This window comes from Halomonas aestuarii, assembly GCF_001886615.1.
Lineage (GTDB): Bacteria > Pseudomonadota > Gammaproteobacteria > Pseudomonadales > Halomonadaceae > Halomonas > Halomonas aestuarii.
The window spans coordinates 1,086,162-1,109,264 of sequence record NZ_CP018139.1 but is presented as its reverse complement, the minus strand read 5'-3'; the positions used below and the strand labels follow the sequence as shown (position 1 = coordinate 1,109,264).

The window sequence follows — 23,103 nt, the reverse complement described above, 5'->3', positions numbered from 1 at the left end:
CGGCGTCACCATGGGGCCGAATCGTCTGAAGGGAGCCTGACGCATGGAGACCGAGCGTTTCGAGCTCGACGCCCCGATCGGGGGGATCGCCGATACCCACGGCACGCTGCGTGACGAGGCGCTGGCGATGCTCGAGGGCTGCGGTCTGATCCTGCATCTGCCGCTGTAATCTGCCTCTGGCGCCCCATCCCCGGCGCCTTTACCTAGACTGATGACAAACACGGCCGCTCCGGGGAGTGGATGCTATGGGCGCGATCATCGACCGCGACACCTTCGCGGCGTCGGACTTCCGGCGCTTCGGAAAACGCCTGCGGGACAGCGTCGAGGTGCTGCGCGAGCTGCTCGCCCAGCCGGGCTTCGGGGCGGGGGCACCCAGCATCGGCGCCGAGCTGGAGGCCTACATCGTCGACGACCGGGGCCGGGTCGCGCCTCTCAACCAGACCCTGGTCGACGCCCTGCACGATCCCCAGCTGCAGCTGGAGCTCAACCGCTTCAACATCGAGTACAACCTGGCGCCGCTGCCGCTCTCGGGCGGCCCGCTACATGCCCTGGAGCGCCAGCTGTTGCAGGCCCTGTCGCGGCTCGAGGCGGCCGCGGCGCCTCACCGGGCCCACGTGGTGCCGATCGGCATTCTCCCCACCCTGCGCAGGACGGACCTGGGGGAGCACGCCATGAGTGACCTGCCGCGCTATCGCGCCCTGGAGCAGGGCCTCAAGCGGCTGCGCGGCGAGCCCTTCGATGTCGAGATCCATGGCGAGGACAGCGTGCGGGTCAGCAGCGACCATGTGGTCCTGGAGGGGGCCAACACCTCCTTCCAGCTCCATCTGCGGATTCCCCCCGAACGCTTCGCCGCGACCTTCAACGCCGCTCAGGTCGTCACCCCGCTGGTGATGGCGCTTTCCGCCAACTCACCGTTCTTCCTGCAGCGCCGACTGTGGGACGAGACCCGCATCGCCCTGTTCAAGCAGGCGGTGGATTGCCGGATGCGCGGCGCCGACCGCTGGCAGCAGCCGGCGCGCGTGACCTTCGGCCAGGGCTGGGTGCGCGAGGGCGCCTTCGAGCTGTTCGCCGAGGCGGTGGCCCTTTATCCGCCGATCCTGCCGCTCACATCCGACACCCTCCCCGAGGATCGGCCGCCCGGCACCACGGCGCCGGGGCTGGCCGAGTTGCGTCTGCACATGGGCACCATCTGGCCCTGGAACCGGGCGGTCTACGACCCCGCCGACGGCGGCCACCTGCGGGTGGAAATGCGGGCCCTGCCGTCGGGGCCGACCGCCGTGGACATGGTGGCCAACGCGGCTCTGCTGCTGGGGCTGGTGGCCGCCCTGCGTGACGACATCACCGAGTGGTTGAGCGCCATGCCGTTTCGCTATGCCGACTACAACTTCTATCGCGCCGCCCAGTCGGGGCTGGACGCCCGGCTGCTGTGGCCGCATCGCAAGCACCACCGCCTGGAGGAAACGCCGGTGGTGGCGCTGCTCGAGCGGCTGCTGCCCGAGGCCCAGCGGGGTCTGCGCGCCCTGGGCGTGGCGGATGCCGACAGCCACCGCTACCTCGGGGTGATCGCCGAGCGCCTCCAGGCTCGGACCAGCGGTGCCCGCTGGCAGCGTCGGATGCTGGCGCATCTCGAAGGGCGGGGTCTCTCCCGCGACAAGGCCTGTCATCGACTGCTCGACGCCTACCGTGCCGCGGCGGCCACCAACCGACCGGTGGCGCGCTGGCCGCAGGAGGAGTGAATGAAAGGACTGTCGCTGCCGGTCATCACCGACCCACCGGTCGACCATCGCGAGGTCGAGGCCTGGCTCCAGACCCTCGGCGGGCCCGTCTGGCTGATGCTCGAGGGTGAGGATGACCGGCGCTGCCGGGTGGTCACCACCCTGCTGCACGGCAACGAACCCTCCGGCACCTTGGCGCTGCACCGCTGGTTGGTGGAACGCCCGCGGCCTCGTACCCGGCTGGCGGTGTTGCTGGCCAACGTCCGGGGGGCGCTTTCGCATCCGGCCTTTACCCATCGCCATACCCCGGACGACAGGGATCTCAATCGCTGTTTCCAGCCCCCCTTCGCGGGACCGGCCGGGGAGCTAGCCCGGTCCATCATCCAGGACTTGGAGTCCTGGGCGCCGGAATGCGTCATCGACCTCCACAACACCTCCGGCAACGGGCCCGCGTTCGCCGTGGCCACCCATCGCCACCCTGTCGTCGAGGCCCTGACCGGTCGTTTCTGCGAGCAGTTGATCGTCACCGACCTGCGGCTGGGCAGCCTCATGGAGCTGCCGCTCACGGTGCCGCGACTGGCGGGCTGTCCCGTCTTCACCCTCGAGTGCGGCGGAGCCCTGCAACCCGCCGCCCGTGACGTGGCCGACGGCCTCTATCGGCTGCTCGCCGAGTGTCCGGACCTGACGGCCCTGCCCTCCGCCCCTGGGCTCGAGGTGCTGGTTCATCCGCTACGGGTGGAGCTGCGACCCGGCGCCAGTGTCGCCTACGACCGCTCGCCCCGTCCCGACGTGGATGTAACGCTCTGGGCGCGTATCGACGAGCACAACCGTGGCGTGACCTCCCCGGCCGCGCCCCTCGGCTGGCTGGGACACCACGGCCTGGCCTGCCTGCAGGCGCGGGACGGGGATGGCCGGGAGCATGTCGGGGAGCTGTTCTGCGTGCGGAAGGGACGGCTCCATGCTCGCCGCCCGCTGCGCATCTTCATGGCCACCACCAACAGCGAGATCGCCCGCAGCGATTGCCTCTTCTATGCGGTACCCCTGGCGTAGGCGAGGTGGCCACCTCAGGCGGAATGCGAGGCCCGCGATCGGGTCGATGAAGCCAAGCGGGCGCTCGGTGAGCGCGGGCCGGTGTGGTGGAAGGACGGGGCGCAGGACTACGCCCGGGTCAAGGTAGAGGATACGCCCTACGCGGACTGGTACCGGGCCACGGGGCTCGGCGATGGCCGGCCGAGCGGTTACCATCGAAGCATCTTCATCTGCGACCGGAGAGATCTCCATGAGCGACTACCTGCTGGACGAGGGCGGCCTGAGCCCCGGCAAGATCTACCGTCTCTTCTCGGGCAGCATCTGCCCGCGCCCCATCGCCTGGGTCTCGACCCGGGACGCCGAGGGCAACGACAACCTGGCGCCGTTCTCGTTCTTCAATGTGGTGAGCGTCAACCCGCCGGTGCTGGGCTTCTCGCCGCTGCTCGACGGCGACGCCAAGGCCAAGGACACCATCCGCAACCTGGACGAGGTGGCGGAGTGCGTGGTGCACATCAGTGGCGAGGGGCTGGTGGCGGAGATGAACGCCACCAGTGAGGGCCTCGGGCCCCTCGAGGACGAGTTCACCCATGCGGGGCTGGAGAAGGCCGCGATGCCGGGGGTGTCGGTGCCGCGGGTCGCGGGGGCGCCGGTGGCCTTCGGCTGTCGCCTGCGCGAGATCATCCGCTTCGGCGACCAGCCCCTGGCCGGCAACCTGGTGCTCGCCGAGGTGGTGTCGATCCACGTCGACGACGCCATCTGGAACGGGCGCCACGTCGACCGCGAGGGCCTCAGGCCCATCGGGCGCATGGCCGGCAACGACTATGCCCGCACCACCGACCTCTTCGTGGTGGAGCGTCCGGCCTCGGGCAGTGCCATGAGCCAGAAGGACGGCGGCCGCTGAGTCCCGAACCGGAAAGGGGCCGGCGGGTCAGCCGGCCTCGGCGAGGTTGGTGACGGGCCGGCCTTCGGCGAAGGCCGTCAGGTTGTCGAAGGCGTCGCCGAAATAGAGCTCGTAGCTGTCCTTCTCCACGTACCCCAGGTGCGGCGTGGCCAGCAGGTTGGGCAGCTCGAGCAGCGGATGGGTCACGACCGGCTCCTCCTCGAAGACATCCACCGCGGCCTGTCCCGGCCGTCCTTCCCGCAGCGCCGCTTCCAGGGCCCCGGGCGCGATGAGCGGGGCGCGGGCGGTGTTGACCAGCACGGCGCTCGGCTTCATGCACGCCAGGTGATCCGCGGTGACGATGCCGCGGGTCTCGTCGCTGAGGCGCAGGTGCAGGCTCAGCACGTCGCTCTGCTCGAACAGCGCCTCCTGGCTCTCGGCGAAGGCAAGCCCGTCCGCGGCGGCGCGCTCGCGACTTCCCTCGCGCCCCCAGACCAGCACCTCCATCTCGAAGGCCCGGGCGTAGCGGGCCATCAGCGCGCCGATCCGGCCGTAGCCGAAGATGCCCAGGGTGCGGCCCTTGAGGCCGGTGCCCAGGGTGCGCTGCCAGCGCCCGGCCCGCAGGTTGGCCATCTCCTCGGGGAGGTGGCGCACGGCGGCGAGCACCAGGCCCCATGTCAGCTCGGCCGCCGCGTGGGGCGAGCCGGTGCCGGCCATCACCGTGATCCCCCGGCGACGACACGCCTCGAGGTCGACGTGGGCCACGCCGCCGCCGGTCTGGCTGATCGCCCGTAGGCTCGGCAGGCGGTCGAGCAGCTCGGCGGTGATCGCCGTGCGCTCGCGGATCAGCACCAGCGCCTCGGCGCCGGCCAGGCGCTCGGCCAGGGCGTCGAGCTCGGTGAGGGTGTCGTGGAGCACCGTGACGTCGTGGCCGGCCAGCCGCTCGAAGACGTCGAGGTGGCGCACGGCGTCCTGGTAGTCGTCGGGGATCACGATCTTCATGGGCGGGGGCCCTCGGGGAGGCCAAGCTGGTCGGCCAGGTCATGGAAGTCCTCGGCCACCCGGTCGAAGCAGGGATCGACGGAGAGGTCCGGCGTGGCATCGGGGCCATGCTCCAGGGGGCGCTTCACGAAGGCGGTACGGAAGCCCTCGCGGTGGGCCGCCTGCAGGTCGTCCTGGTGGGCGGCGACCATCATGATCCGCTTGGGCGGCAGGTCGAGCAGCCGCGTGACCATGCGGTAGGCCTCGGGGTCGCGCTTGTAGTGGCCGGCGAGCTCCGCGGAGAGCACGCAGTCCCAGGGCAGGCCGGCGCGCTTCGCCATGTTGACCAGCAGCGAGACGTTGCCGTTGGAGAGGGTGGTGAGGATGTACCCCCGGCGCAGCCGGGTCAGCCCGTTCACGCTGTCCGGCCAGGGATCGAGCCGGTGCCAGACGCGGTTGAAGTGCGCCCGGTCCGCCTCGTCCAGGGCCTCGGCGATGCCGAAGCGTTCCAGCAGGTTGTCCAGGGTCATGCGGTGCAGGTCGTCGAGCCGGGTCCAGGGCAGCTCGCCGTGGCGCACCCGGTTCATGGCCGGGGCGTAGCCGGCCCGCCAGGCATCGGCAAAGGCGGCCCAGTCCACCGCGAGGCCGCGCGCGGCGCCCAGCGCCTCGCCCTCGCGGATCACGCTGCTGCGCCAGTCGACCACGGTGCCGAAGACATCGAAGGCCAGGGCCCTGACCTCGGCCAGGTCGGAAGGGGGGTGGGGCATCGGGGATCTCCTGGGGTGAGCGGAGGGACGAACCGGTATCGAGGAGGGGCCCGGGGCGGCGGCGCCGGCCCGGGACCGCGTCCCTCAGTCTCGTCGACCGACGGCGGCCTCGACCAGGTCCAGGCGATCCTGCCCCCAGAACGGCTCGCCGTCGACCACGTACCAGGGCGCCCCGAAGCAGCCGTCGGCCAGGGCCGCCTGGCCGGCGTCCTCGAGGCGCTGGCGCCCGGCATCGCTCTGCGCATCGTCGAGCAGCGCCCGGCCCTCCAGCCCGCAGGCGTCGGCGATCTCGCGCAGCGTCTCGAGGTCGCCGATGTCGCGCTCCTCCACCCAGCAGGCCCGCATCATGGCCAGCGACAGGCCGGCGATGTCGTGGCCCCGGGCCTTGGCCGCCAGGGCCAGCCGGGCCGACGGGCGATCATCGGTGGGAAAGTACGCCGGCTCCACGTTGAGGGGGATACCGAGCCGCGACGGCCAGCGCCTGAGCTCCGCCAGGCGGTAGGCCTGGCGCTCGGGCGCGCGCTTGGCCAGCGGCAGCCCTCCGGTCCGGGGGAAGATCGTGCCCATGCTGACCGGCACGTAGTCGATGACGGCGCCATGGCGGGCGGCGATGTCGCCCAGGCGCTCATGGCCGAGGTAGCTCCACGGCGAGACGTGGGTGTAGTAGTAGCGGATCGTCTTGGTCATGGGGGTTCTCAGCGGTAGGTGTCCTGGTACTTGTCGCGCAGCTGGTTCTTCTGCACCTTGCCCATGGTGTTGCGCGGCAGGCTGTCGGCGAAGAAGACCCGCTTGGGCTGCTTGAACTTCGCGAGCTGCCCCTGCAGGAAGTCGAGCACCTGCTGCTCGCTGAGCGTCGCCCCCGGCTCCGGAACCACCACGGCGGTGACGCCCTCGCCGAAGTCCGGATGCTGCAGGCCGATCACCGCGGACTCGTGGACGCCCTCGAGCTCGTCGATGACCTGCTCGACCTCCTTGGGATAGACGTTGTAGCCCCCCGAGATCACCAGGTCCTTGTCGCGGCCGACGATATGCACGTAGCCGCGCTCGTCGACCATCGCCAGGTCGCCGGTGATGAAGAAGCCATCCTCGAGCAGCTCCTCGCGGGTCTTCTCGGGCATGCGCCAGTAGCCGACGAAGACGTTGGGGCCGCGGATCTGCAGCATGCCGATCTCGCCCTCGGGCACCGGCTCGCCGGTCTCGCGGTCGGTGATGCGATATTCCACGCCGGGCAGCGGCATGCCCACGGTGCCGGCGCGGCGCTCGCCGTCGTAGGGGTTGGAGAGGTTCATGTTGGTCTCGGTCATGCCGTAGCGCTCGAGGATGGCATGGCCGGTCTTCGCCTCGAACTCCTGGTGGGTCTCGGCGGTCAGCGGGGCCGAGCCGGAGACGAACAGGCGCATGTTGGCGGTCACGTCCGGGGTCAGGCGCGGGTCCTGGACGAGACGGGTGTAGAAGGTCGGCACGCCCATCAGCACCGTGCCGCGGGGCATCTCCTCGAAGATCACGTCGGCATCGAACTTCGGCAGGAACAGCATGCTGGAGCCGGCCATCAGGGTGACGTTGCAGGCCACGAAGAGCCCGTGGGTGTGGAAGATCGGCAGGGCATGGATCAGCCGGTCCTGCTCGCTGAACTGCCAGGCCTCGACCAGGGTGGCGGCGTTGGAGCCCAGGTTGCGGTGGGTGAGCATGGCGCCCTTGGAGCGTCCGGTGGTGCCCGAGGTGTAGAGGATCGCCGCCAGGTCGTTGGCGTCGCGCTCGACGATGTCGTCACGCGGGGTGGCGCGCTCGGCCTCCTCCATCAGGCTGCCGTCGGCCTGGACGCCGAGGGTCGCGACCTGCGGGCAGCCGGTGTCGGCGGCGATGCTGCGGGCCTTGTCGACATCCTCCGGGCGGCAGACGAACAGCGCAGGCTCGGCATCGGCGAGGAAGTAGTGGATCTCGTCGCCCGTGTAGCCGGTGTTGAGCGGCAGGTAGACCCCGCCGACTCGCAGGGTGGCCAGGTAGAGCAGGATCGTCTCGGGGCTCTTGTCGACCTGCACGGCGACCCGGTCGCCCGGCGTCACGCCCAGCGCCGTCAGTGCGCCGGCCAGGCGCTCGGTGGCGGCGAGGGCCTCGGCATGGCGGTAGCCCTTGCCCTGGCGGGTGGTGATGAAGTCGGCATCGCCGCGCTCGCGCATGCGTCGGGCGAAGGTGTCGAAGAGGTTCTGGTTCATTTGGCGGGTTCTCCCTTGAGCAGCTTGCGGGCACGGCGGTTCAGGTCACGCACGGCCGAGGAGTGGGCAATCGTGCCGCTGGTGGTGTATTGCTCGTGGTTGCGTTCGATGTCGTCGAGGACGTAGAGGTAGTTGACCATCAGGCCGGCGGACTGCTGCATGCCCTTGGGCGAGACGTCGCCCAGCCAGTTGAGGCGGTGCAGCTCGGCGCCGTTGCCGAGGTGGAAGCGGGCCACCGGGTTGAGCGGCAGACCCTTGGCGTTCTTCTCCTCGAGCAGGTAGCGCGCGGCGAGCGGCCGGATCAGGTCGCGAAGGCGTTCCGAGCGCTCCTTGTCCTTCGGCCACTCCGGGTCGTCGAGTTCCTCGAGCAGGGCCCGTGACTCGGCGTCCAGGCGGCTCGGCTTGTCGCCGTCGGCCTTGAGGTGGGTGGCCTCCAGCCAGGCGCGGAAGCCGGGCACCGGCGACAGCGTCACGAAGTGCTTCAGGTCCGGCAGCTCCTGCTTAAGCTCCTGGACGACCTGCTTGATCAGGAAGTTGCCGAAGGAGATGCCGCGCAGGCCGGTCTGGCAGTTGCTGATGCCGAAGAAGGCGGCGGTATCCGCGGCCTCCGGGTCCTCGATGTCGTAGGTGGCGGGGTCGAGGATCGCCTGGATCTGATCCGGCAGCCCCTTGTGCAGCGCCACCTCCACGAAGATCAGTGGCTCGTCGCCGATGGCCGGGTGGAAGAAGGCGAAGCAGCGGCGGTCCCGGTCGTCCAGGCGACGGCGCAGGTCGTTCCAGTCGTGGATCTCGTGCACCGCCTCGTAGCGGATGAGCTTCTCGAGGATCGCCGCGGGGGTGTTCCAGTCCATGCGCTTGAGCACCAGGAAGCCGCGGTTGAACCAGGAGCCGAAGAGGTGCGCGAAGTCGGCATCCAGCGCCCGCAGTTCCGGCGACTCGCGCAGCAGCTCGAGCAGGTCCTCGCGCATGTGCACCAGCTCGTGGGTGCCGCCGCTGGTCAGGTTGAGTCGACGCAGCAGCTCCTGGCGGCTGGGCTCGCAGGCATCGAAGAGCACCTGCAGGTCCCGGTTGTCGCGACTCTCGCGATAGGCGGCGTAGGCCTCGTCCACCGCCGCCGGGTCGGCGGAGAATTCCACGGTCAGGCGCTCGAAGAAGCGCTTCTTTTCTGTGGCGTCGAGCCCGGCGTAGATGTCCAGGGCGCGGCTCGCCATGGCGATGCTGGAGGCCTCGCCGTCGCTCTGCAGCAGGGCCCGGCAGGCCTCGAGCAGCTGGGTGTGGACGTAGGGAGTCCGCCCCCTCGTCCGCCGCCGGAGCAGGGCATCACGCCGGGTGATGTTGCTGAAGAGCTCCTGCAGAAAGCTGATGTTCATGACGTCTTGCTCCGTGTCGATCGCCCGTCAGTTCATGATCAGGTCGGGCAGCCAGGTGGCGATGCCCGGGAAGAGGCACAGCAGCACGATGCCGAGCACCATGCACAGCGCATAGGGGAGGCTGCCGAGCAGGATGTCCTTCAGGGCGATGTCCGGGGCGATCCCCTTGATGATGAACAGGTTCAGGCCCACCGGTGGCGTGATCAGGCCGATCTCCAGGTTGATGGTCAGCACCACCGCGAACCAGTAGGGGTCGAAGTTGGCCGCCAGGATGATCGGCAACAGGATCGGCGCGGTCATCACGATCACCGCCACCGGGGGCAGGAAGAAGCCGGCCACCAGCAGGAAGAGGTTGATGATGCCCATCAGCACCCAGCGGTTGACCTCCAGGTCGGCGATGGCGCCGGCCACGGTCTGGGTGATGAACAGCGAGGAGAGCGCATAGGCGAAGATCTCCGCGCAGGCGATGATCAGCATGATCATCACGCTCTCGCGCAGGGCGTCGCGGAAGACCACCTTGAGCGGCTTCACCTGCCACATGCGGTAGACCACGATGGCCAGCGCCAGGCACAGGAAGGCGCCGGCACCCGCCGCCTCGGAGGGCGTGGCGACCCCGCCGTAGAGGGCGAAGAGGATGCCAGTGACCACCACCAGGAAGGGCAGCACGCGCACCAGGGCCTTCATGTTGCCCTCGACGTTCTCCTTCACCTGGTTCGCCGCCGCGGTCAACGGGCTCGGGGTCCCGTAGCCGCCGGCCAGCTTGCAGGCGATCAGCGTCCAGATCATGAACAGCACCGCGAGCATCAGCCCGGGCACGGCGCCGGCGATGAACAGTCGGCCGATGGAGGTCTCGGTGGAGATGCCGTAGACGATCATGGTGACCGAGGGCGGGATCAGGATGCCCAGGGTGCCGCCCGCGGCGATGCAGCCCGCGGCCACGCCGTCGGGATAGCCGCGCTTGCGCATCTCGGGAATGCCGAGCTTGCCGATCGCCGCGCTGGTGGCCGGCGAGGAGCCCGAGAGGGCGGCGAAGATCGAGCAGGCGCCGATGTTGGAGATGGCGAGCCCCCCCGGGACCCTGCCGAGCCACAGGTCCAGCGAGCGATAGAGGTCGCGGCCGGTCGGCGAGGAGGCCACGGCGGCGCCCATCAGGATGAACATGGGGATGGCGACGAAGCCGAAGGAGGCGAGGCTGCCGAAGAAGGTCTCGCCGAAATAGGTCAGCTCGCTCATGCCCTGGTTGAGCATCAGCGCGGCCAGGGAGACGCCACCCAGGGCGAAGGCGATCGGGGTACCGATGGCCATCAGCACGAACAGCGCCACGACGATGAGGATTCCGCTGGTTACCGGGTCCATTCAGGTCTCTCCGCGTAGGATTTCTGCAACGTACTGCAGGGACAGCAGGCTGATGCCCACGGCCATGGGCAGCAAGGCCGGCCAGAGGGGCGGGTTCCACACCGTGCCGGTGGTCCAGCCCCCGTGCAGGGCCTCCAGCACATAGAGCCAGGCGGCGTAGGCCAGGGCCACGCAGAACGCCAGGCCCACCAGCGAGGCGACGAGGTTCATTATCCGCCGGGCCAGGCCGCCCAGGGCGTCGGGCAGCACCGTCACGGCCACGTGGCCGCCGGTCAGCAGTACGTAGGGGGCGCCGAGCAGCATGGCGCCGGTGATGGAGAAGACGGCGAACTCGGTCTGCCAGATGGTGCTCTCGCCGAGCACGTAGCGCATGAAGATCATGTGGCAGACGACCAGCACGCCCCCCAGCAGCAGGGCGCCGGCGAAGACGGCGGTGGCGCACGAGATGCCGTCCATCAGGCGTATGTAGAGGCCGATCACGCCACGCCTGGGCGCGATCGTGTGGCGTTGTGTGTCCATCATGCGTGTTCCGGTGTCGAGGAGGGGAAGGCCGCCCCCGTCGGGGCGGCCGTGGAAGGAAGGGCCGGCTCGCTCAGCCGGCCCAGGGGCCCGCTCACTCGACGGCCAGGGCCGCGTCGATCAGTGCCTGCCCGTTGGGGACGTTCTCGGCGAAGGTCTTGTAGGAGCTCTCCTTGGCGATATCCAGCCAGGCCTGGTAGTCCTCCGGCGACATCTGCACCACCTCGACGCCGTTCTCCTCGAACACGTCGACCATCTTCTGGTCGAGCGCCGCGGCTTCCTTGGCGAAGTAGGCCTCGGCCTTCTCGCCGGCCGCGGTCAGGGCCTGCTGCTGTTCCTCGGTGAGGCCTTCCCAGCTCTGCTCGGAGATCAGGATCGGCTCGTACATGAACCACAGGGCGTTCTCGCCGGGGGCGGTCAGGCAGCTGACCTGCTCATAGATGCGGTAGGAGACGAAGGAGCCGGAGGAGGTGTTGGCCCCGTCGAGCACCCCGGTCTGCATCGCGGTGTAGATATCGGAAGAGGGCATCGAGGTGATCGAGGCCCCGGCGGTGGCCAGCATCTCGTCGAAGGCCGGACCGGCGGCGCGCATGGTCTGCCCCTCGACGGTGTCCGGCGAGGTGATGCAGCGAATGTCGGAGGCGAAGCCGCCGGCCAGCCAGGCATCGGCCAGTACGCGGGCGCCGGCGTCGTTGATGACCTCCTTGATCATGCCCATGAACTCGGAGTCGTTGAGGCGCTGGGCGCGCTCGTGGTTGCGCACCAGGCCCGGCATCAGGGTGGCCGAGAACTCCGGGTGGCGACCGCTGGCGTAGTCGAGCGGCAGGGAAGTCATGTCGAGGCGGCCCCGCACCAGGGCGCCCCACTGCTCCTTGGCCTTGAACAGCGACTGCCCGGGATAGACCTGGATCTTGAGGTCGACGTCGGCGGCCTCGACCTCCTTGGCGATCATCTGGACCATCTCGTCGCGCACGTCACCCTGGCCGCCCGGAAACTGGTGGGAGGCGCGCAGCACGGTCTCGGCGCTGGCGGAGGAGGCGAAGGCGAGGGTCAGCGCGGCGGCGGCCGCCACGGGGGTGAGCTTGGCATTCATGTCTGGCATCTCCTGGAACTCTTGTTGTTGTGAAATGGTGTTGTTGTGAAATGATGTCGTGTAGTTGTTGTGAAGAATCCATCAGCTATGCTGATGTATACTTCAATAGCCCTCAGGGCATACCAGTGTCAATTTTCTGGAGTTAGACAAAGGTGGGGTAGGGAGCCCGACGTGCCATCGTCGAGGCGCGCCAGATCGGCAGGGGGAGAATCCGTGAACATCAAGCGATCCAACGCCCAGCGACTCCGAGACTCGCTGGAAGACGACATCATCAACGGGCGACGCACGCCTGGCGAGCGACTCGACTCCGAGGCCCTGTGCCGGGAATTCGATGTGTCCCGCACGCCGGTGCGGGAGGCCATCCAGCAACTGGTGGCCAGTGGTCTCGTGACGGTGGTGCCCAAGAAGGGCACCTTCGTGTCCCGGGTGGGCCTGGACCAGCTGATCGAGATGTTCGAGGTGATGGCAGAGCTGGAGGGCATGTGCGGGCGCCTGGCCGCGCGGCGCATCTCCGAGCAGGAGCTCACCGACCTGCGCGCGGCGATGGAGCGCTGCGAGGCGGCGGCCAGGGCCGGCGACACCGACGAGTACTACTACGAGAACGAGAGCTTCCATCACGCCATCTACTTGGCCAGCCACAACGGCTTCCTGGCCGACGAGGCTCGCCAGCTCAAGCAGCGCCTGAAGCCCTATCGCCGCCTGCAGCTGCAGGTCCGCAAGCGCATGGATCGCTCCCTGGCCGAGCACCACGAGATCCTCGACGCCATCGAGGGCGGTGACGCCGACGCGGCGGAGCGGCTCATGCGCGAGCACGTGCTTATCCAGGGTGAACGCTTCAGCGACTTCGTCTCCAGCGTGCGGCGCTTCGAGGCCTGCCAGCCCGAGGTCGACTGAGCAGGCCGGCCTCCTCGCGGGTGCTGGCCGGTACAGCTCAGGTGAGTTCCAGCGGGACCTCGCCCGCCTCGAAGGCGAGCAGCCACTGCTTGCGGCCGATGCCGCCGGCATAGCCGGTCAGGCTCCCGTCGCTGCCGATCACCCGGTGGCAGGGCACCACGATGGCCAGCGGGTTGCGGCCATTGGCGGCGCCCACGGCACGCTGGCCGCCCCTGCAGTGGAGCTGCTCGGCGATCTCGGCGTAGTTGCGCGTCTCGGCGAACGGGATGGTGGCCAGTGCCGACCATACCCGCTGCTGGAAGTCGGTGCCCTCGGCCGCCAGCGGCAGGTCGAAGGTATGGCGGCGCCCGTCGAAGTACTCGGCAAGCTGGGCGATGGCACGCGTCGTCAGCGGGTTGGGCCGGGGGGCCTCGTCCTCGCGGTCGACGAAGTCGATCTCGGTGAGTCCGGCGTCGTTGGCGCGAACGCGGATCAGGCCCAGGGCGTCGGAGCGGGGCGGCCGGTAGTAGTCGAGTGCCTCGGTGCTCATCGTCTTGGCTCCAGGGTGGCGGGGGTGGGCGGCGCTGCCTTCCCCGGCAGCGCACCAGTCGGCGAAGCGTACCCGGCCTCGCCTCCTTCCTTCAGTCTATCCCGAATGGCGCCCCCCGGCGTCAACCTCCATCGGCTATCTCACGCCACTTCTCACCACCCCGGGGTCACTCTTGGACGAGGCTCGGAGGCGTCAGCGCGCCGAGGCCGTGAGGCTTCCCCACAGCACCAGGCAGGCGGCGAGCGGCAGCCGCCAGTCGGGTGCGGTGACCCCGGCCATCACCAGGAAGAGCGTGGCCAGCACCGGCACGGCGTGGGCCAGGTTGCCGAGGCGATGTGCCTGGGGGTCGCCCAGGGCGCGGTCCCAGGCGAGCATGGCGATGCCGTAGGGTCCCAGGCCCAGGGCCGCGCAGGCCATCATGACCGGCGGCGAGGGCAGCGCGCTCACCCCCTCCAGCACCAGGCTCGCGACGCCGGTCATCACGCTGGCGCTCAGCAGCAGGTGTGGCATGCGCTCGCCGAGGCGATAGTCCGAGACCTGGCTGGCCAGCGAGAAGAGCGCCCAGCACAGCGCCGCCCCGAACGCCAGCAGGTAGCCGGCCCAGGCCCCGGAGATGCCTCCCGACAGCGCCTGGGGCACCACCAGCAGGGCGGCCCCCGAGAAGGCCAGCAGGGCGCCGCCCAGGGTGGCCAGCGGCAGGCGCCGCAGCACCAGCCAACGGTTCGCCAGCAGGAAGATCACCGGCCAGGTGTAGGTGATCAGGGCCGCCTCGGCGGTCGGGACCCTGTCGAAGGCGGCGAAGCAGGCGCCCACCGCCCCGGCCACCAGCAGCGCTCCCCCGGCATGCACCGCCAGGTCCTTCATCACTAGGCCCTTGAGCACCATGTCCTGCACCGCCATGCCCTTCGCCACCAGGCCCTTCACCACCAAGCCCTTCACCACGAGGCTACGCACGCCTTCGCCATGCTCCCGGCTGCCTGTCGACTCGCGCCGATGCCTGCGGCGCGCCATGGGCAGGGTGCCGAGTGCCCCGGCCAGCAGCGCCAGGGCCGAGAGGCGCAGCGGCGGCAGCTCCCCGGCGGCATTCACCAGCAGGGGCACCAGTGCCCAGAGCACCACGGCGAGGCCGGCGGCGCCGGCACCGTGCCAGGGAAAACGGGTGACGGGTAACGTATGGCCCAGCATGGTCGTGACCTCCTTGCCTGGTGGGTGACGACGGCATGCTATCCGGTCCACAATCATCACATAATCAATCCTTATTGATGCTTCCCATCAAGGATGGTGATGTTCATGCGTGCCCCGACCCTCGACCTCGGCCTGCTGCGGACCCTGGTGGCGGTTGCCGATACCGGCAGCGTAACCGCCGCGGCGCGGCGCCTGGCCTACACCCAGTCCACCGTCAGCATGCAGCTGCAGCGCCTGGAGAGCGCGCTGGACGTGGCCCTCCACGAGCGGGAAGGGCGTCGGCTGCGCTTCACCGCCGAGGGCGAGCGACTGCTGGGCCATGCCCGCCGCCTGCTGGCGCTCAACGACGAGGCGCTCGCCGACATGCGCACGCGCCCGGTCACCGGGGAGCTGAACCTGGGAATTCCCGAGGACTACGCCAGCCTGCTCACCTCGGTGTTCTCCTGGTTTCACCAGCTCTATCCCGAGGTGCGCCTGCAGGTGACCTGCGGCACCAGTGCCAATCTCATGGAGCGGGTGCGCGCCGACGAGCTGGACCTGGCGCTGGTGACCCGCCAGCGCCGTTCGCCGGGCGGCGAGATGATCCGCCGCGAGCCGCTGGCCTGGGCGGTGGGGCTGCAGCACCAGCCCTCGCTCACCGACCCGCTGCCGCTGGCGCTCTACTCGCCCGGGGCCGACCTGTTCCGTGAGGTGGCGGAGCAGGCACTGGCCGCCGCGGGCCGCGACTGGCGGGTGGCCTACACCAGCCAGTCCATGGCCGGCCTGGGGCCGGTGGTGCAGGCGGGCCTGGCCATCGTGGTGGTGACCCGCAGCATGCTCACGCCCCAGCTGCGCGCCCTCGACGAGTCGAGCGGCCTGCCCCCGCTGCCGGCCGTGGAGCTGGCGCTGCACCGCGCCGCCCGGCGGCCCACCGAGCCGGCCCGGCGGCTGGCCGAGCTGATCCGCGAGCAGCTCGCCCTCGGGGCGGGGTGAGCCCCGGGCCGGTCGCTGGCCCCGTCACGGGTCGATAAGCGCAATCCCGAGCGATATACTCGGGTATTCATCTCTTGCTGTCGCGCTGCAGCCGCCGATCGGAGTCGCCATGTTTCCCGAGTTCACCCTGCGCTACGCCCGCCTGCCGGAACGCTTCTATACCCCCTTCGACCCCGTGCCGGTGAAGGCCCCGAAGCTGGTGGCCTTCAACCGGCCGCTGGCCGAGTCGCTGGGCTTCGACCTGGCCGCCTTCGACGAGGCCCTCGATGAGGGGCAGGCCGCCGAGGCGTTCGCCGGCAATGCCGTGCCGGAAGGTGCCGAACCGCTGGCCCAGGCCTATGCCGGCCACCAGTTCGGCCACTTCAACCCGCGCCTGGGCGATGGCCGGGCGGTGCTGCTGGGCGAGGTGACCGACCGCGAGGGCCGATTGCGCGATATCCAGCTCAAGGGCGCCGGCTGCACGCCCTTCTCACGCGGCGCCGACGGGCGGGCGCCCCTCGGCCCGGTGCTGCGCGAGTACCTGGTCAGCGAGGCGATGCACACCCTGGGGATTCCCACCACCCGCGCCCTGGCCGCGGTGACCACCGGCGAGCGCGTCTTTCGCCGGGTGCCCGAGCCCGGCGCCGTGCTGACCCGGGTGGCCTCGAGCCACCTGCGCGTGGGCACCTTCCAGTACTTCTCCGCCCGCGGCGACGAGGAGGCCGTGCGCATCCTCGCGGACCTGGCCATCGAGCGGCACTATCCGGACCTCGCCGCGCTGCCCCCGGAGACGCGCTACCTGGCGCTGGCGGAGGCCGTCCTGGCGCGCCAGGCCCGGCTCGTGGCCGGCTGGATGGGGCTGGGCTTCATCCATGGCGTGATGAACACCGACAACACCTCGGTCGCCGGCGAGACCATCGACTACGGGCCCTGTGCCTTCATGGAGGCCTACGATCCCGAGCAGGTGTTCAGCTCCATCGACGAGGGTGGCCGGTACGCCTACCGCAACCAGCCCTGGATCGCCCAGTGGAACCTGGCGCGCTTCGCCGAGACCCTGATCCCGCTGATCGACGACGATTCGGATCGCGCCGTTGAGCGCGCCACGGCGCTGATCAAGGCCTATCCCGACCGGTACGAGGCCGAGTGGCTGGCGGTGATGCGCGAAAAGCTGGGCCTCGAGCAGGCAGAGGAGGGTGACCGCGAGCTGGTGGAAACCTTCCTCGAGGCCCTGCAGGCGGGGCGCGCCGACTTCACCCTGTCCTTCCGCACCCTGGCCGATGCCGTCGAGTCCGGCGCGGGCGAGGGTGAAGGCGAGGCTGCGCTGCTGGGGCTCTTCGAGTCCCGCGAGGCCATCGAGGCCTGGCTGACTCGCTGGCGCGAACGGCTGGCCCGGGAGGCGGCCGACCCGGCGGCGATCGCCACACGGCTGCGTTCGGTCAACCCGCTCTATATCCCGCGCAACCACAAGGTGGAGGAGGCCCTGGCCGCCGCGGCCGAGGGCGATTTCGCCCCCTTCGAGGCCCTGCGCGAGGTGCTGGCGCGTCCCTTCGAGGCGCAGCCCGGTCGCGAGGCCTATGCCATGCCGGCTCCGGCCACCGAGGCGGTCTTCCGCACCTTCTGCGGGACCTGATCCCTCCCTGTTCCCACGAAACGACGGCCGACGATGTCGGCCGTCGCGGAGGGTACGCCGCGGTCATGAATGGCGAGGCGTCACTCCGGTCGAGACACCATGATGGGCTCGCCGGTCGGTCCGATCTGGAAGACCGTGAACTTGGCCCCCTCGGCGCTGACACTGCGCCCGACCATCGGCTGGTCGGGCCTCTCATGGAAGACCTCGCCCGCCGAGATGGTGCGAGGCTCCTGCCCCTCGACCGCGACCTCCAGCGTGCCCTCGGTCACGTAGACGAACAGGTGTCCCGGGTGGATGTGGCGGTCGGTGACCCAGTCGGAGCCGACCTCGAAGTTCACGATATTGACCTCCATGCCGTCGACGCCCTGGAGCTCGGTCTTGAGCAGCGGGGTGGAATCCCCGGCCGCCAGCACGGGGACGCCCAGCGCCACGACGAATGTCGCGGCACAGGCGGTAGGGATGTGCAGGTTCATGATGGCCTCCCCCCGTCCGGATGACGGTAGGGTGTGGTGGATGAGCGGAATGCATCCAGGCCATGGAGCGGATGGGGTCTGTACGGCGGGGCGAGAGCCCCATCCGGCCATGTCGCGAATCCGTCCTGGGCCCGGCCTGCATGCCGGGGCGACAGCCGTCTGTCGCCTTTCCTTGGCATAGACCCGTCCGGTGAGGTGGTCAAGGCGGGGCGGGGGCCGAGGTGCTCACGAAAGAGGCCGCGCCGCCCGGGTGGGCTGGCGCGGCCTTGTGCGTCATCGACGTTGTGCGGGATCCCGGGTCCGCCGCCTCGGCGGACCCGGGACAGGGCCTCACTCCACGTCGAAGCGGTCGGCGTTCATGACCTTGGTCCAGGCGGCCACGAAGTCGTTGACGAACTTCTCCTCGTTGTCGTCCTGGGCGTACAGCTCGGCGTAGGCACGCAGGATGGAGTTGGAACCGAAGACCAGGTCGACACGGGTCGCGGTGAACCTGGTGTTGCCGCTCTTGCGATCCACGATGTTGTACGAGTTCTTGCCGGTGGGCTCCCAACGGTTGCCCATGTCGGTCAGGTTCACGAAGAAGTCGTTGGTCAGCTGGCCGACGCGATCCGTGAACACGCCATGCTGGGTGCCGCCATGGTTGGTGCCCAGCACCCGCATGCCGCCCAGCAGCACGGTCATTTCAGGTGCCGTCAGGCCCATCAGTTGGGCGCGATCCAGCAGCATCTCCTCCGGCTTGACCACGTAATCCTTCTTCTGCCAGTTGCGGAAGCCATCCGACAGCGGCTCCAGCGGCTCGAAGGATTCGGCATCCGTCATCGCCTCGGTGGCGTCGCCACGGCCCTTCAGGAAGGGGACATGGACGTCGTGGCCGGCCGCCTTCGCCGCCATCTCGACGCCGAGGTTGCCCCCCAGCACGATGACGTCGGCGATGCTCGCCCCCGTGTCGGCAGAGATCTGCTCGTACACCTTGAGCACCTTGGCCAGGCGATCCGGCTCGTTGCCTTCCCAGTGCTTCTGCGGTGCCAGGCGGATGCGGGCCCCGTTGGCGCCGCCGCGCATGTCGGAGCCGCGGAAGGTGCGGGCGCTGTCCCAGGCGGTGGAGACCAGTTCGTTCAGCGAGAGGCCGGCCTCGGCGATCTTCTCCTTGACGACCTCCTCGATGTAGTTGGTCTCGCCCTGGGGAATCGGGTCCTGCCAGATCAGGTCCTCGGCCGGGACGTCCGGGCCGATGTAGCGGGACTTCGGCCCCATGTCGCGGTGCGTCAGCTTGAACCAGGCACGGGCGAAGCAGTCCTTGAAGTAGTCCGGATCCGCCATGAACTTCTCGCAGATCGCCCGGTACTTCGGGTCCACCTTCATCGCCATGTCGGCGTCGGTCATGATCGGGTTATGGCGCTTGGACGGGTCGGTCGCATCGATCGGCTTGTGCTCTTCCTTGATGTCGACCGGCTCCCACTGGTTCGCGCCGGCCGGGCTCTTCTTAAGCTCCCACTCGTACCCGAACAGCAGGTCGAAGTAGCCCATATCGAACTGGGTCGGGTTGGTGGTCCAGGCCCCTTCAAGGCCGGAGGTGATGGCGTTGGCGGCCTTGCCTCCCATGTGGGGGTTCATCCAGCCGAAGCCCTGGTTCTCGACGTCGGCGCCTTCCGGCTCTGGCCCGAGGGCCTCGGCATCGCCGTTGCCGTGGGTCTTGCCCACGGTGTGGCCACCGGCGGTCAGGGCGGCGGTTTCCTCGTCGTCCATCGCCATGCGGGCGAAGGTCACGCGCACCTGCTCGGCCGTCTTGAGCGGGTCCGAGTTACCGTTCACCCCTTCCGGGTTCACGTAGATCAGGCCCATCTGGACCGCGGCTAGCGGGTTTTCCATGGTGTCGGGCTTGTCGACGTCCTCGTAGCGGCTGTCGGACGGCGCCAGCCACTCCTTCTCGGCCCCCCAGTAGATGTCCTTCTCCGGGTGCCAGATGTCTTCGCGACCGTAGGAGAAGCCGAAGGTCTTGAAGCCCATGGATTCGTAGGCGACGTTGCCGGCCAGGATGAACAGGTCGGCCCAGCTGACCTTGTTGCCGTACTTCTTCTTGATCGGCCACAGCAGGCGGCGGGCCTTGTCGAGGTTGCCGTTGTCCGGCCAGGAGTTCAGCGGAGCGAAACGCTGGTTGCCGGTGCCGGCGCCGCCACGACCGTCGGCCAGGCGGTAGGTGCCCGCCGCGTGCCAGGCCATGCGGATCATCAGGCCGCCGTAATGTCCCCAGTCGGCAGGCCACCAGTCCTGGCTGTTGGTCATCAGCGCGTGCATGTCCTTCTCGAGGGCGGCGTAATCGAGCTTCTTGACCTCCTCGCGATAGTCGAAGTCCTCGCCCATCGGGTTGGTCTTGCGATCGTGCTGGTGGAGGATGTCCAGGTTCAGGGATTCCGGCCACCAGGCGACCACGTCCGCTTTCTCCTGGGTGTTGGAACCGTGCATCACCGGGCACTTGCCTGCTTGTTGCTCATCCATGTCATTCTCCGTCCGATCGTGGCTGCATTGTGGGAACTGTTCCGTATAGATAGACGACGTATGCCCTCGAGGACAGTGTGATCTTCCAACGGCATCGTCGGGAAGGCCTATATGCCTGGCCTCCTCTTTCTTCCTACACTAGGCCGCGACTCTTGAGGGGGGCCAAGTGCCTTTTCCGACCGTGCCGATAGTTATTTCATATCGGTAATCGTGCATGCAGAGTCGCACACATGACCTCATGCCGACGGAGCGGCGGGGAGGTCGGGGATCACCAGCGTCCGGGTCTCGCCCATCAGGAAGGCGCGGTTGGCCTCCAGGGCCTCGCGCAGGAAGTCCCAGAGCAGGCGCACCCTGGCCAGGCGGCGCTGTTCCTGGCGGGCGGTGATCCAGAACTGGCGCACGATCTCCACGTCGTCATCCAGCACGTTCACCAGGGCGTCCGAGGTGCTGGCCATGAAGCAGGGCAGCACGGCGAGTCCCGCGCCCTGCAGGCAGGCGGCATGCTGGGTGGTCACGCTGGTGCTGCGCATGGCGAAGTGCGGCCCTGGGTGGCCCACCACCGAGGGGTCGAGCAGGGGCTCCAGGTAGCTGAGCTGCTCGCTGAAGATCAGGTCGTCGACGTAGCCCACCAGCCGGTGATCGCTCAGCTCGGGCAGCCGGGCCGGGGTGCCGTGGCGGGCGAGATACTCACGGCTGCCGTAGAGGCGCAGCCGGTAGTCGCACAGGCGCGAGATCACGAGCCCGGGGCTCACCGGGCGCTCCACGGTGATGGCGAGGTCCGCCTCGTGGCGGCTCAGGTTGACCACCCGGGGCAGGGCGAGCAGGTCCAGGGTCACGCCCGGGTGGCGTTCGCAGAAGGCCGAGAGCAGCGGGGCGATCACCCAGGTGCCGAAGCCCTCGGTCACGCCCAGGCGGATCTGGCCGCTGATCTGGTGGTTCTTGTCGGTGAGGCTCTCGCCCGCCTCGAAGGCGTGGCGGGCCATCTCCTCGGCATGGGCGAGCAGCTGCTGGCCGGCCTCGGTGAGGTGGTAGCCGTGGGTGCTGCGCTCGAACAGCTGGGTGTTGAGCGCCTGCTCGAAGCGCCGGGTGCGCCGCGACAGGGTAGAGTGGTCCAGCCCCAGGCGCCGGGCGGCGTCGGTGAGCCTTTCGCTGCGCGCCACTTCCAGGAAGATCTGGATGTCCTGCCAGTCCAGCATGGGGGCGTCTCCCGCGGTGGCTCGTTGTGCGTAAATGCACAAGCAATGTGCCTGAGTGCCCGTTGTCACGCCATCCGACGTCTGTATAGACTCGACAACATCACGCTTCGTGTAATCATACACATAAAGTCTAATGTCTTGCCGGCCTGCCACGACGATTCATCGCCGATGTCGACGTGGGCGGGTCACTCCCGGCCGAGACATCATCCACACTGACGTTTCCAGCCGCGACATCTCCAACCGCGACATCACCAACAATCAGGCCGCACGAGCCACAGAGGAGCACGCCACCATGAGCCTTCGCGAAACCCCCATGTACATCGACGGCAAGCCCGTCCAGTCCCAGAGCCAGGAGTGGCGCGACGTGGTCAACCCGGCTACCCAGGAAGTGGTCGCCCGGGTGCCGTTCTGCACCGCCGAGGAGGTCGAGCAGGCCGTGGCCAGCGCCAAGGAGGCCTTCAAGACCTGGCGCAAGGTGCCGCTGGGCAAGCGCATGCGCATCATGCTCAAGCTCCAGGCGCTGATCCGCGATAACACCGACGAGCTGGCCGCGCTGATCAGCGAGGAGCACGGCAAGACCCTGCCGGACGCCGTCGGCGAGGTGGGCCGCGGCCTGGAAGTGGTGGAGCACGCCTGCTCGATCACCTCCCTGCAGCTGGGCGAGCTGGCCGAGAACGCCGCCAGCGAGGTGGACGTCTACACCCTCAACCAGCCGCTGGGCGTGGGCGCCGGCATCACCGCCTTCAACTTCCCGATCATGCTGCCCTGCTTCATGTTCCCGCTGGCCATCGCCACCGGTAACACCTTCGTGCTCAAGCCTTCCGAGCAGGACCCGAGCTCTACCATGCGCCTGGTCGAGCTGGCCCACGAGGCGGGGGTGCCGGCCGGTGTGCTGAACGTCGTGCACGGTGGTCCGGACGTGGCCAACCAGATCGCCGACCACGCCGACATCAAGGCGCTCTCCTTCATCGGCTCCACCCACGTCGGCTCGCTGCTCTACAACCGCGCCGCCGCTGCCGGCAAGCGCATGCAGGCGATGATGGGGGCCAAGAACCACTGCGTGGTAATGCCGGACGCCAACCGCAGCCAGGCCATCAACAACCTGCTGGGTTCCGCCTTCGGCGCCGCCGGCCAGCGCTGCATGGCCAACTCCGTGGTGGTGCTGGTGGGCGAGGCCCGCGAGTGGCTGGACGATATCGTCGAGGGCGCCCGCAACATGAAGGTCGGCCCCGGCACCCAGCAGGACGCCGACCTCGGCCCGCTGGTCTCCCCGCAGGCCAAGGAGCGGGTGGAACGCCTGATCGCCACCGGCGAGCAGGAGGGCGCCAAGCTGCTGGTCGACGGCCGCGGCTGCCAGGTCGAGGGCTACCCGAACGGCAACTTCGTCGGCCCGACCCTGTTCAGCGACGTGACCCCGGAGATGACCATCTACCGCGAGGAGGTCTTCGGCCCGGTGCTCTGCGTGCTGAGCGTCGAGACCCTGGACGAGGCGATCGCCTTCATCAACGCCAACCCCAACGGCAACGGCACCTCGATCTTCACCAACTCCGGCTGGGTGGCGCGTCGCTTCGAGAGCGACATCGACGTCGGCCAGGTGGGCATCAACGTGCCGATCCCGGTGCCGGTCGCCTACTTCAGCTTCACCGGCTCGCGCGGTTCCAAGCTGGGTGACCTGGGCCCCAACGGCAAGCAGGCCATCGCCTTCTGGACCCAGACCAAGACCGTCACCGCGCGCTGGTTCGAGCCGGAGAACGTCTCCAGCGGCATCAACAGCACCATCTCGCTGAGCTGATCACGATTCGCCCCGCGAGCACCGGCGGCCCCGT

Annotated in this window: 21 protein-coding genes; 8 read left to right on the top strand and 13 right to left on the bottom strand. The window is 69.1% G+C overall.

Going from position 1 to position 23,103, the window contains the following annotated elements; genetic code table 11:
• The first annotated feature begins 43 nt into the window (after positions 1 to 43).
• The 4 genes from BOX17_RS16735 (at position 44) to BOX17_RS04990 (ending at position 3,645) form a co-directional block, all read left to right on the top strand.
• Positions 44 to 169: a hypothetical protein gene (locus tag BOX17_RS16735; RefSeq protein ID WP_425268704.1), complete on the top strand. Its 126-nt coding sequence runs from the start codon at positions 44 to 46 to the stop codon at positions 167 to 169.
• Positions 170 to 245: 76 nt separating this feature from the next.
• Positions 246 to 1,736, top strand: coding sequence for a glutamate-cysteine ligase family protein (locus BOX17_RS05000; RefSeq protein ID WP_071942348.1), 1,491 nt, complete (start codon positions 246 to 248; stop codon positions 1,734 to 1,736).
• Positions 1,737 to 2,765, top strand: coding sequence for a M14 family metallopeptidase (locus BOX17_RS04995; RefSeq protein WP_071942347.1), 1,029 nt, complete (start codon positions 1,737 to 1,739; stop codon positions 2,763 to 2,765).
• 229 nt (positions 2,766 to 2,994) lie between these two features.
• Positions 2,995 to 3,645 carry a flavin reductase family protein gene (locus BOX17_RS04990; protein WP_071942346.1) on the top strand — a complete coding sequence of 217 codons (651 nt, stop codon included), beginning with the start codon at positions 2,995 to 2,997 and terminating at the stop codon, positions 3,643 to 3,645.
• A gap of 27 nt (positions 3,646 to 3,672) precedes the next feature.
• Here BOX17_RS04990 and BOX17_RS04985 read toward each other — a convergent pair whose 3' ends face one another.
• From BOX17_RS04985 to BOX17_RS04950, 8 genes are all read right to left on the bottom strand, one after another.
• Complete coding sequence (locus BOX17_RS04985) at positions 3,673 to 4,626, bottom strand: D-2-hydroxyacid dehydrogenase family protein (RefSeq protein ID WP_071942345.1); 954 nt, start codon at positions 4,624 to 4,626, stop codon at positions 3,673 to 3,675.
• Positions 4,623 to 5,372: a haloacid dehalogenase type II gene (locus tag BOX17_RS04980; protein WP_071942344.1), complete on the bottom strand. Its 750-nt coding sequence runs from the start codon at positions 5,370 to 5,372 to the stop codon at positions 4,623 to 4,625. The genes BOX17_RS04985 and BOX17_RS04980 overlap by 4 nt, the downstream gene beginning before the upstream one ends.
• A gap of 84 nt (positions 5,373 to 5,456) precedes the next feature.
• Positions 5,457 to 6,059: a 2-hydroxychromene-2-carboxylate isomerase gene (locus BOX17_RS04975; RefSeq protein WP_071942343.1), complete on the bottom strand. Its 603-nt coding sequence runs from the start codon at positions 6,057 to 6,059 to the stop codon at positions 5,457 to 5,459.
• 8 nt (positions 6,060 to 6,067) lie between these two features.
• A complete protein-coding gene (locus BOX17_RS04970; protein ID WP_071942342.1) occupies positions 6,068 to 7,585 on the bottom strand; it encodes a malonate--CoA ligase in 1,518 nt (505 codons plus the stop codon).
• Positions 7,582 to 8,955 carry a malonyl-CoA decarboxylase gene (locus tag BOX17_RS04965; protein ID WP_071942341.1) on the bottom strand — a complete coding sequence of 458 codons (1,374 nt, stop codon included), beginning with the start codon at positions 8,953 to 8,955 and terminating at the stop codon, positions 7,582 to 7,584. The genes BOX17_RS04970 and BOX17_RS04965 overlap by 4 nt, the downstream gene beginning before the upstream one ends.
• 27 nt (positions 8,956 to 8,982) lie before the next feature.
• The gene (locus tag BOX17_RS04960; RefSeq protein WP_071942340.1) at positions 8,983 to 10,311 is read right to left on the bottom strand and encodes a TRAP transporter large permease; all 1,329 of its coding nucleotides are present in this window, start codon (positions 10,309 to 10,311) and stop codon (positions 8,983 to 8,985) included.
• The gene (locus BOX17_RS04955; RefSeq protein ID WP_071942339.1) at positions 10,312 to 10,833 is read right to left on the bottom strand and encodes a TRAP transporter small permease subunit; all 522 of its coding nucleotides are present in this window, start codon (positions 10,831 to 10,833) and stop codon (positions 10,312 to 10,314) included.
• A 91-nt stretch (positions 10,834 to 10,924) separates the two neighbouring features.
• Complete coding sequence (locus BOX17_RS04950) at positions 10,925 to 11,923, bottom strand: TRAP transporter substrate-binding protein (RefSeq protein WP_071942338.1); 999 nt, start codon at positions 11,921 to 11,923, stop codon at positions 10,925 to 10,927.
• 219 nt (positions 11,924 to 12,142) lie between these two features.
• Between BOX17_RS04950 and BOX17_RS04945 the strand changes: the two genes are divergently transcribed.
• Positions 12,143 to 12,817, top strand: coding sequence for a GntR family transcriptional regulator (locus BOX17_RS04945; protein ID WP_071946657.1), 675 nt, complete (start codon positions 12,143 to 12,145; stop codon positions 12,815 to 12,817).
• A 37-nt stretch (positions 12,818 to 12,854) separates the two neighbouring features.
• On the opposite strand, the gene BOX17_RS04940 is transcribed toward BOX17_RS04945, so the two are convergent.
• A complete protein-coding gene (locus tag BOX17_RS04940) occupies positions 12,855 to 13,346 on the bottom strand; it encodes a methylated-DNA--[protein]-cysteine S-methyltransferase (RefSeq protein ID WP_071942337.1) in 492 nt (163 codons plus the stop codon).
• A 192-nt stretch (positions 13,347 to 13,538) separates the two neighbouring features.
• The gene (locus BOX17_RS04935) at positions 13,539 to 14,531 is read right to left on the bottom strand and encodes a DMT family transporter (RefSeq protein WP_071942336.1); all 993 of its coding nucleotides are present in this window, start codon (positions 14,529 to 14,531) and stop codon (positions 13,539 to 13,541) included.
• A 105-nt stretch (positions 14,532 to 14,636) separates the two neighbouring features.
• On the opposite strand from BOX17_RS04935, the gene BOX17_RS04930 reads away from it, so the two are divergent.
• Complete coding sequence (locus tag BOX17_RS04930; protein ID WP_071946655.1) at positions 14,637 to 15,503, top strand: LysR substrate-binding domain-containing protein; 867 nt, start codon at positions 14,637 to 14,639, stop codon at positions 15,501 to 15,503.
• A gap of 109 nt (positions 15,504 to 15,612) precedes the next feature.
• Positions 15,613 to 17,112: a protein adenylyltransferase SelO gene (locus tag BOX17_RS04925; protein WP_071942335.1), complete on the top strand. Its 1,500-nt coding sequence runs from the start codon at positions 15,613 to 15,615 to the stop codon at positions 17,110 to 17,112.
• Positions 17,113 to 17,192: 80 nt separating this feature from the next.
• Here BOX17_RS04925 and BOX17_RS04920 read toward each other — a convergent pair whose 3' ends face one another.
• The 3 genes from BOX17_RS04920 to BOX17_RS04910 all read right to left on the bottom strand — a co-directional run bounded on the left by BOX17_RS04920 (position 17,193) and on the right by BOX17_RS04910 (position 21,277).
• Positions 17,193 to 17,585, bottom strand: coding sequence for a cupin domain-containing protein (locus BOX17_RS04920; protein WP_071942334.1), 393 nt, complete (start codon positions 17,583 to 17,585; stop codon positions 17,193 to 17,195).
• A 330-nt stretch (positions 17,586 to 17,915) separates the two neighbouring features.
• On the bottom strand, positions 17,916 to 20,081 hold the full coding sequence (gene katG / locus BOX17_RS04915; protein ID WP_071942333.1) for a catalase/peroxidase HPI: 2,166 nt from the start codon (positions 20,079 to 20,081) through the stop codon (positions 17,916 to 17,918).
• Positions 20,082 to 20,317: 236 nt separating this feature from the next.
• Positions 20,318 to 21,277 carry a LysR family transcriptional regulator gene (locus BOX17_RS04910; protein ID WP_071942332.1) on the bottom strand — a complete coding sequence of 320 codons (960 nt, stop codon included), beginning with the start codon at positions 21,275 to 21,277 and terminating at the stop codon, positions 20,318 to 20,320.
• A 292-nt stretch (positions 21,278 to 21,569) separates the two neighbouring features.
• Here BOX17_RS04910 and BOX17_RS04905 point away from each other — a divergent pair, with 292 nt between their 5' ends.
• Positions 21,570 to 23,069 (top strand): CoA-acylating methylmalonate-semialdehyde dehydrogenase, encoded by a 1,500-nt coding sequence (locus BOX17_RS04905; RefSeq protein ID WP_071942331.1) that lies wholly within the window; start codon positions 21,570 to 21,572, stop codon positions 23,067 to 23,069.
• Positions 23,070 to 23,103: the final 34 nt, after the last annotated feature.

Excerpts from the sequence above, each read along its gene's own strand:
- BOX17_RS16735 (WP_425268704.1), top strand. The coding sequence starts at position 44 with ATGGAGACCGAGCGTTTCGAGCTCGACGCCCCGATCGGGGGGATCGCC.
- BOX17_RS05000 (WP_071942348.1), top strand. The coding sequence starts at position 246 with ATGGGCGCGATCATCGACCGCGACACCTTCGCGGCGTCGGACTTCCGG.
- BOX17_RS04995 (WP_071942347.1), top strand. The coding sequence starts at position 1,737 with ATGAAAGGACTGTCGCTGCCGGTCATCACCGACCCACCGGTCGACCAT.
- BOX17_RS04990 (WP_071942346.1), top strand. The coding sequence starts at position 2,995 with ATGAGCGACTACCTGCTGGACGAGGGCGGCCTGAGCCCCGGCAAGATC.
- BOX17_RS04985 (WP_071942345.1), bottom strand. The coding sequence starts at position 4,626 with ATGAAGATCGTGATCCCCGACGACTACCAGGACGCCGTGCGCCACCTC.
- BOX17_RS04980 (WP_071942344.1), bottom strand. The coding sequence starts at position 5,372 with ATGCCCCACCCCCCTTCCGACCTGGCCGAGGTCAGGGCCCTGGCCTTC.
- BOX17_RS04975 (WP_071942343.1), bottom strand. The coding sequence starts at position 6,059 with ATGACCAAGACGATCCGCTACTACTACACCCACGTCTCGCCGTGGAGC.
- BOX17_RS04970 (WP_071942342.1), bottom strand. The coding sequence starts at position 7,585 with ATGAACCAGAACCTCTTCGACACCTTCGCCCGACGCATGCGCGAGCGC.
- BOX17_RS04965 (WP_071942341.1), bottom strand. The coding sequence starts at position 8,955 with ATGAACATCAGCTTTCTGCAGGAGCTCTTCAGCAACATCACCCGGCGT.
- BOX17_RS04960 (WP_071942340.1), bottom strand. The coding sequence starts at position 10,311 with ATGGACCCGGTAACCAGCGGAATCCTCATCGTCGTGGCGCTGTTCGTG.
- BOX17_RS04955 (WP_071942339.1), bottom strand. The coding sequence starts at position 10,833 with ATGATGGACACACAACGCCACACGATCGCGCCCAGGCGTGGCGTGATC.
- BOX17_RS04950 (WP_071942338.1), bottom strand. The coding sequence starts at position 11,923 with ATGAATGCCAAGCTCACCCCCGTGGCGGCCGCCGCCGCGCTGACCCTC.
- BOX17_RS04940 (WP_071942337.1), bottom strand. The coding sequence starts at position 13,346 with ATGAGCACCGAGGCACTCGACTACTACCGGCCGCCCCGCTCCGACGCC.
- BOX17_RS04935 (WP_071942336.1), bottom strand. The coding sequence starts at position 14,531 with ATGCTGGGCCATACGTTACCCGTCACCCGTTTTCCCTGGCACGGTGCC.
- BOX17_RS04930 (WP_071946655.1), top strand. The coding sequence starts at position 14,637 with ATGCGTGCCCCGACCCTCGACCTCGGCCTGCTGCGGACCCTGGTGGCG.
- BOX17_RS04925 (WP_071942335.1), top strand. The coding sequence starts at position 15,613 with ATGTTTCCCGAGTTCACCCTGCGCTACGCCCGCCTGCCGGAACGCTTC.
- BOX17_RS04920 (WP_071942334.1), bottom strand. The coding sequence starts at position 17,585 with ATGAACCTGCACATCCCTACCGCCTGTGCCGCGACATTCGTCGTGGCG.
- katG (WP_071942333.1), bottom strand. The coding sequence starts at position 20,081 with ATGGATGAGCAACAAGCAGGCAAGTGCCCGGTGATGCACGGTTCCAAC.
- BOX17_RS04910 (WP_071942332.1), bottom strand. The coding sequence starts at position 21,277 with ATGCTGGACTGGCAGGACATCCAGATCTTCCTGGAAGTGGCGCGCAGC.
- BOX17_RS04905 (WP_071942331.1), top strand. The coding sequence starts at position 21,570 with ATGAGCCTTCGCGAAACCCCCATGTACATCGACGGCAAGCCCGTCCAG.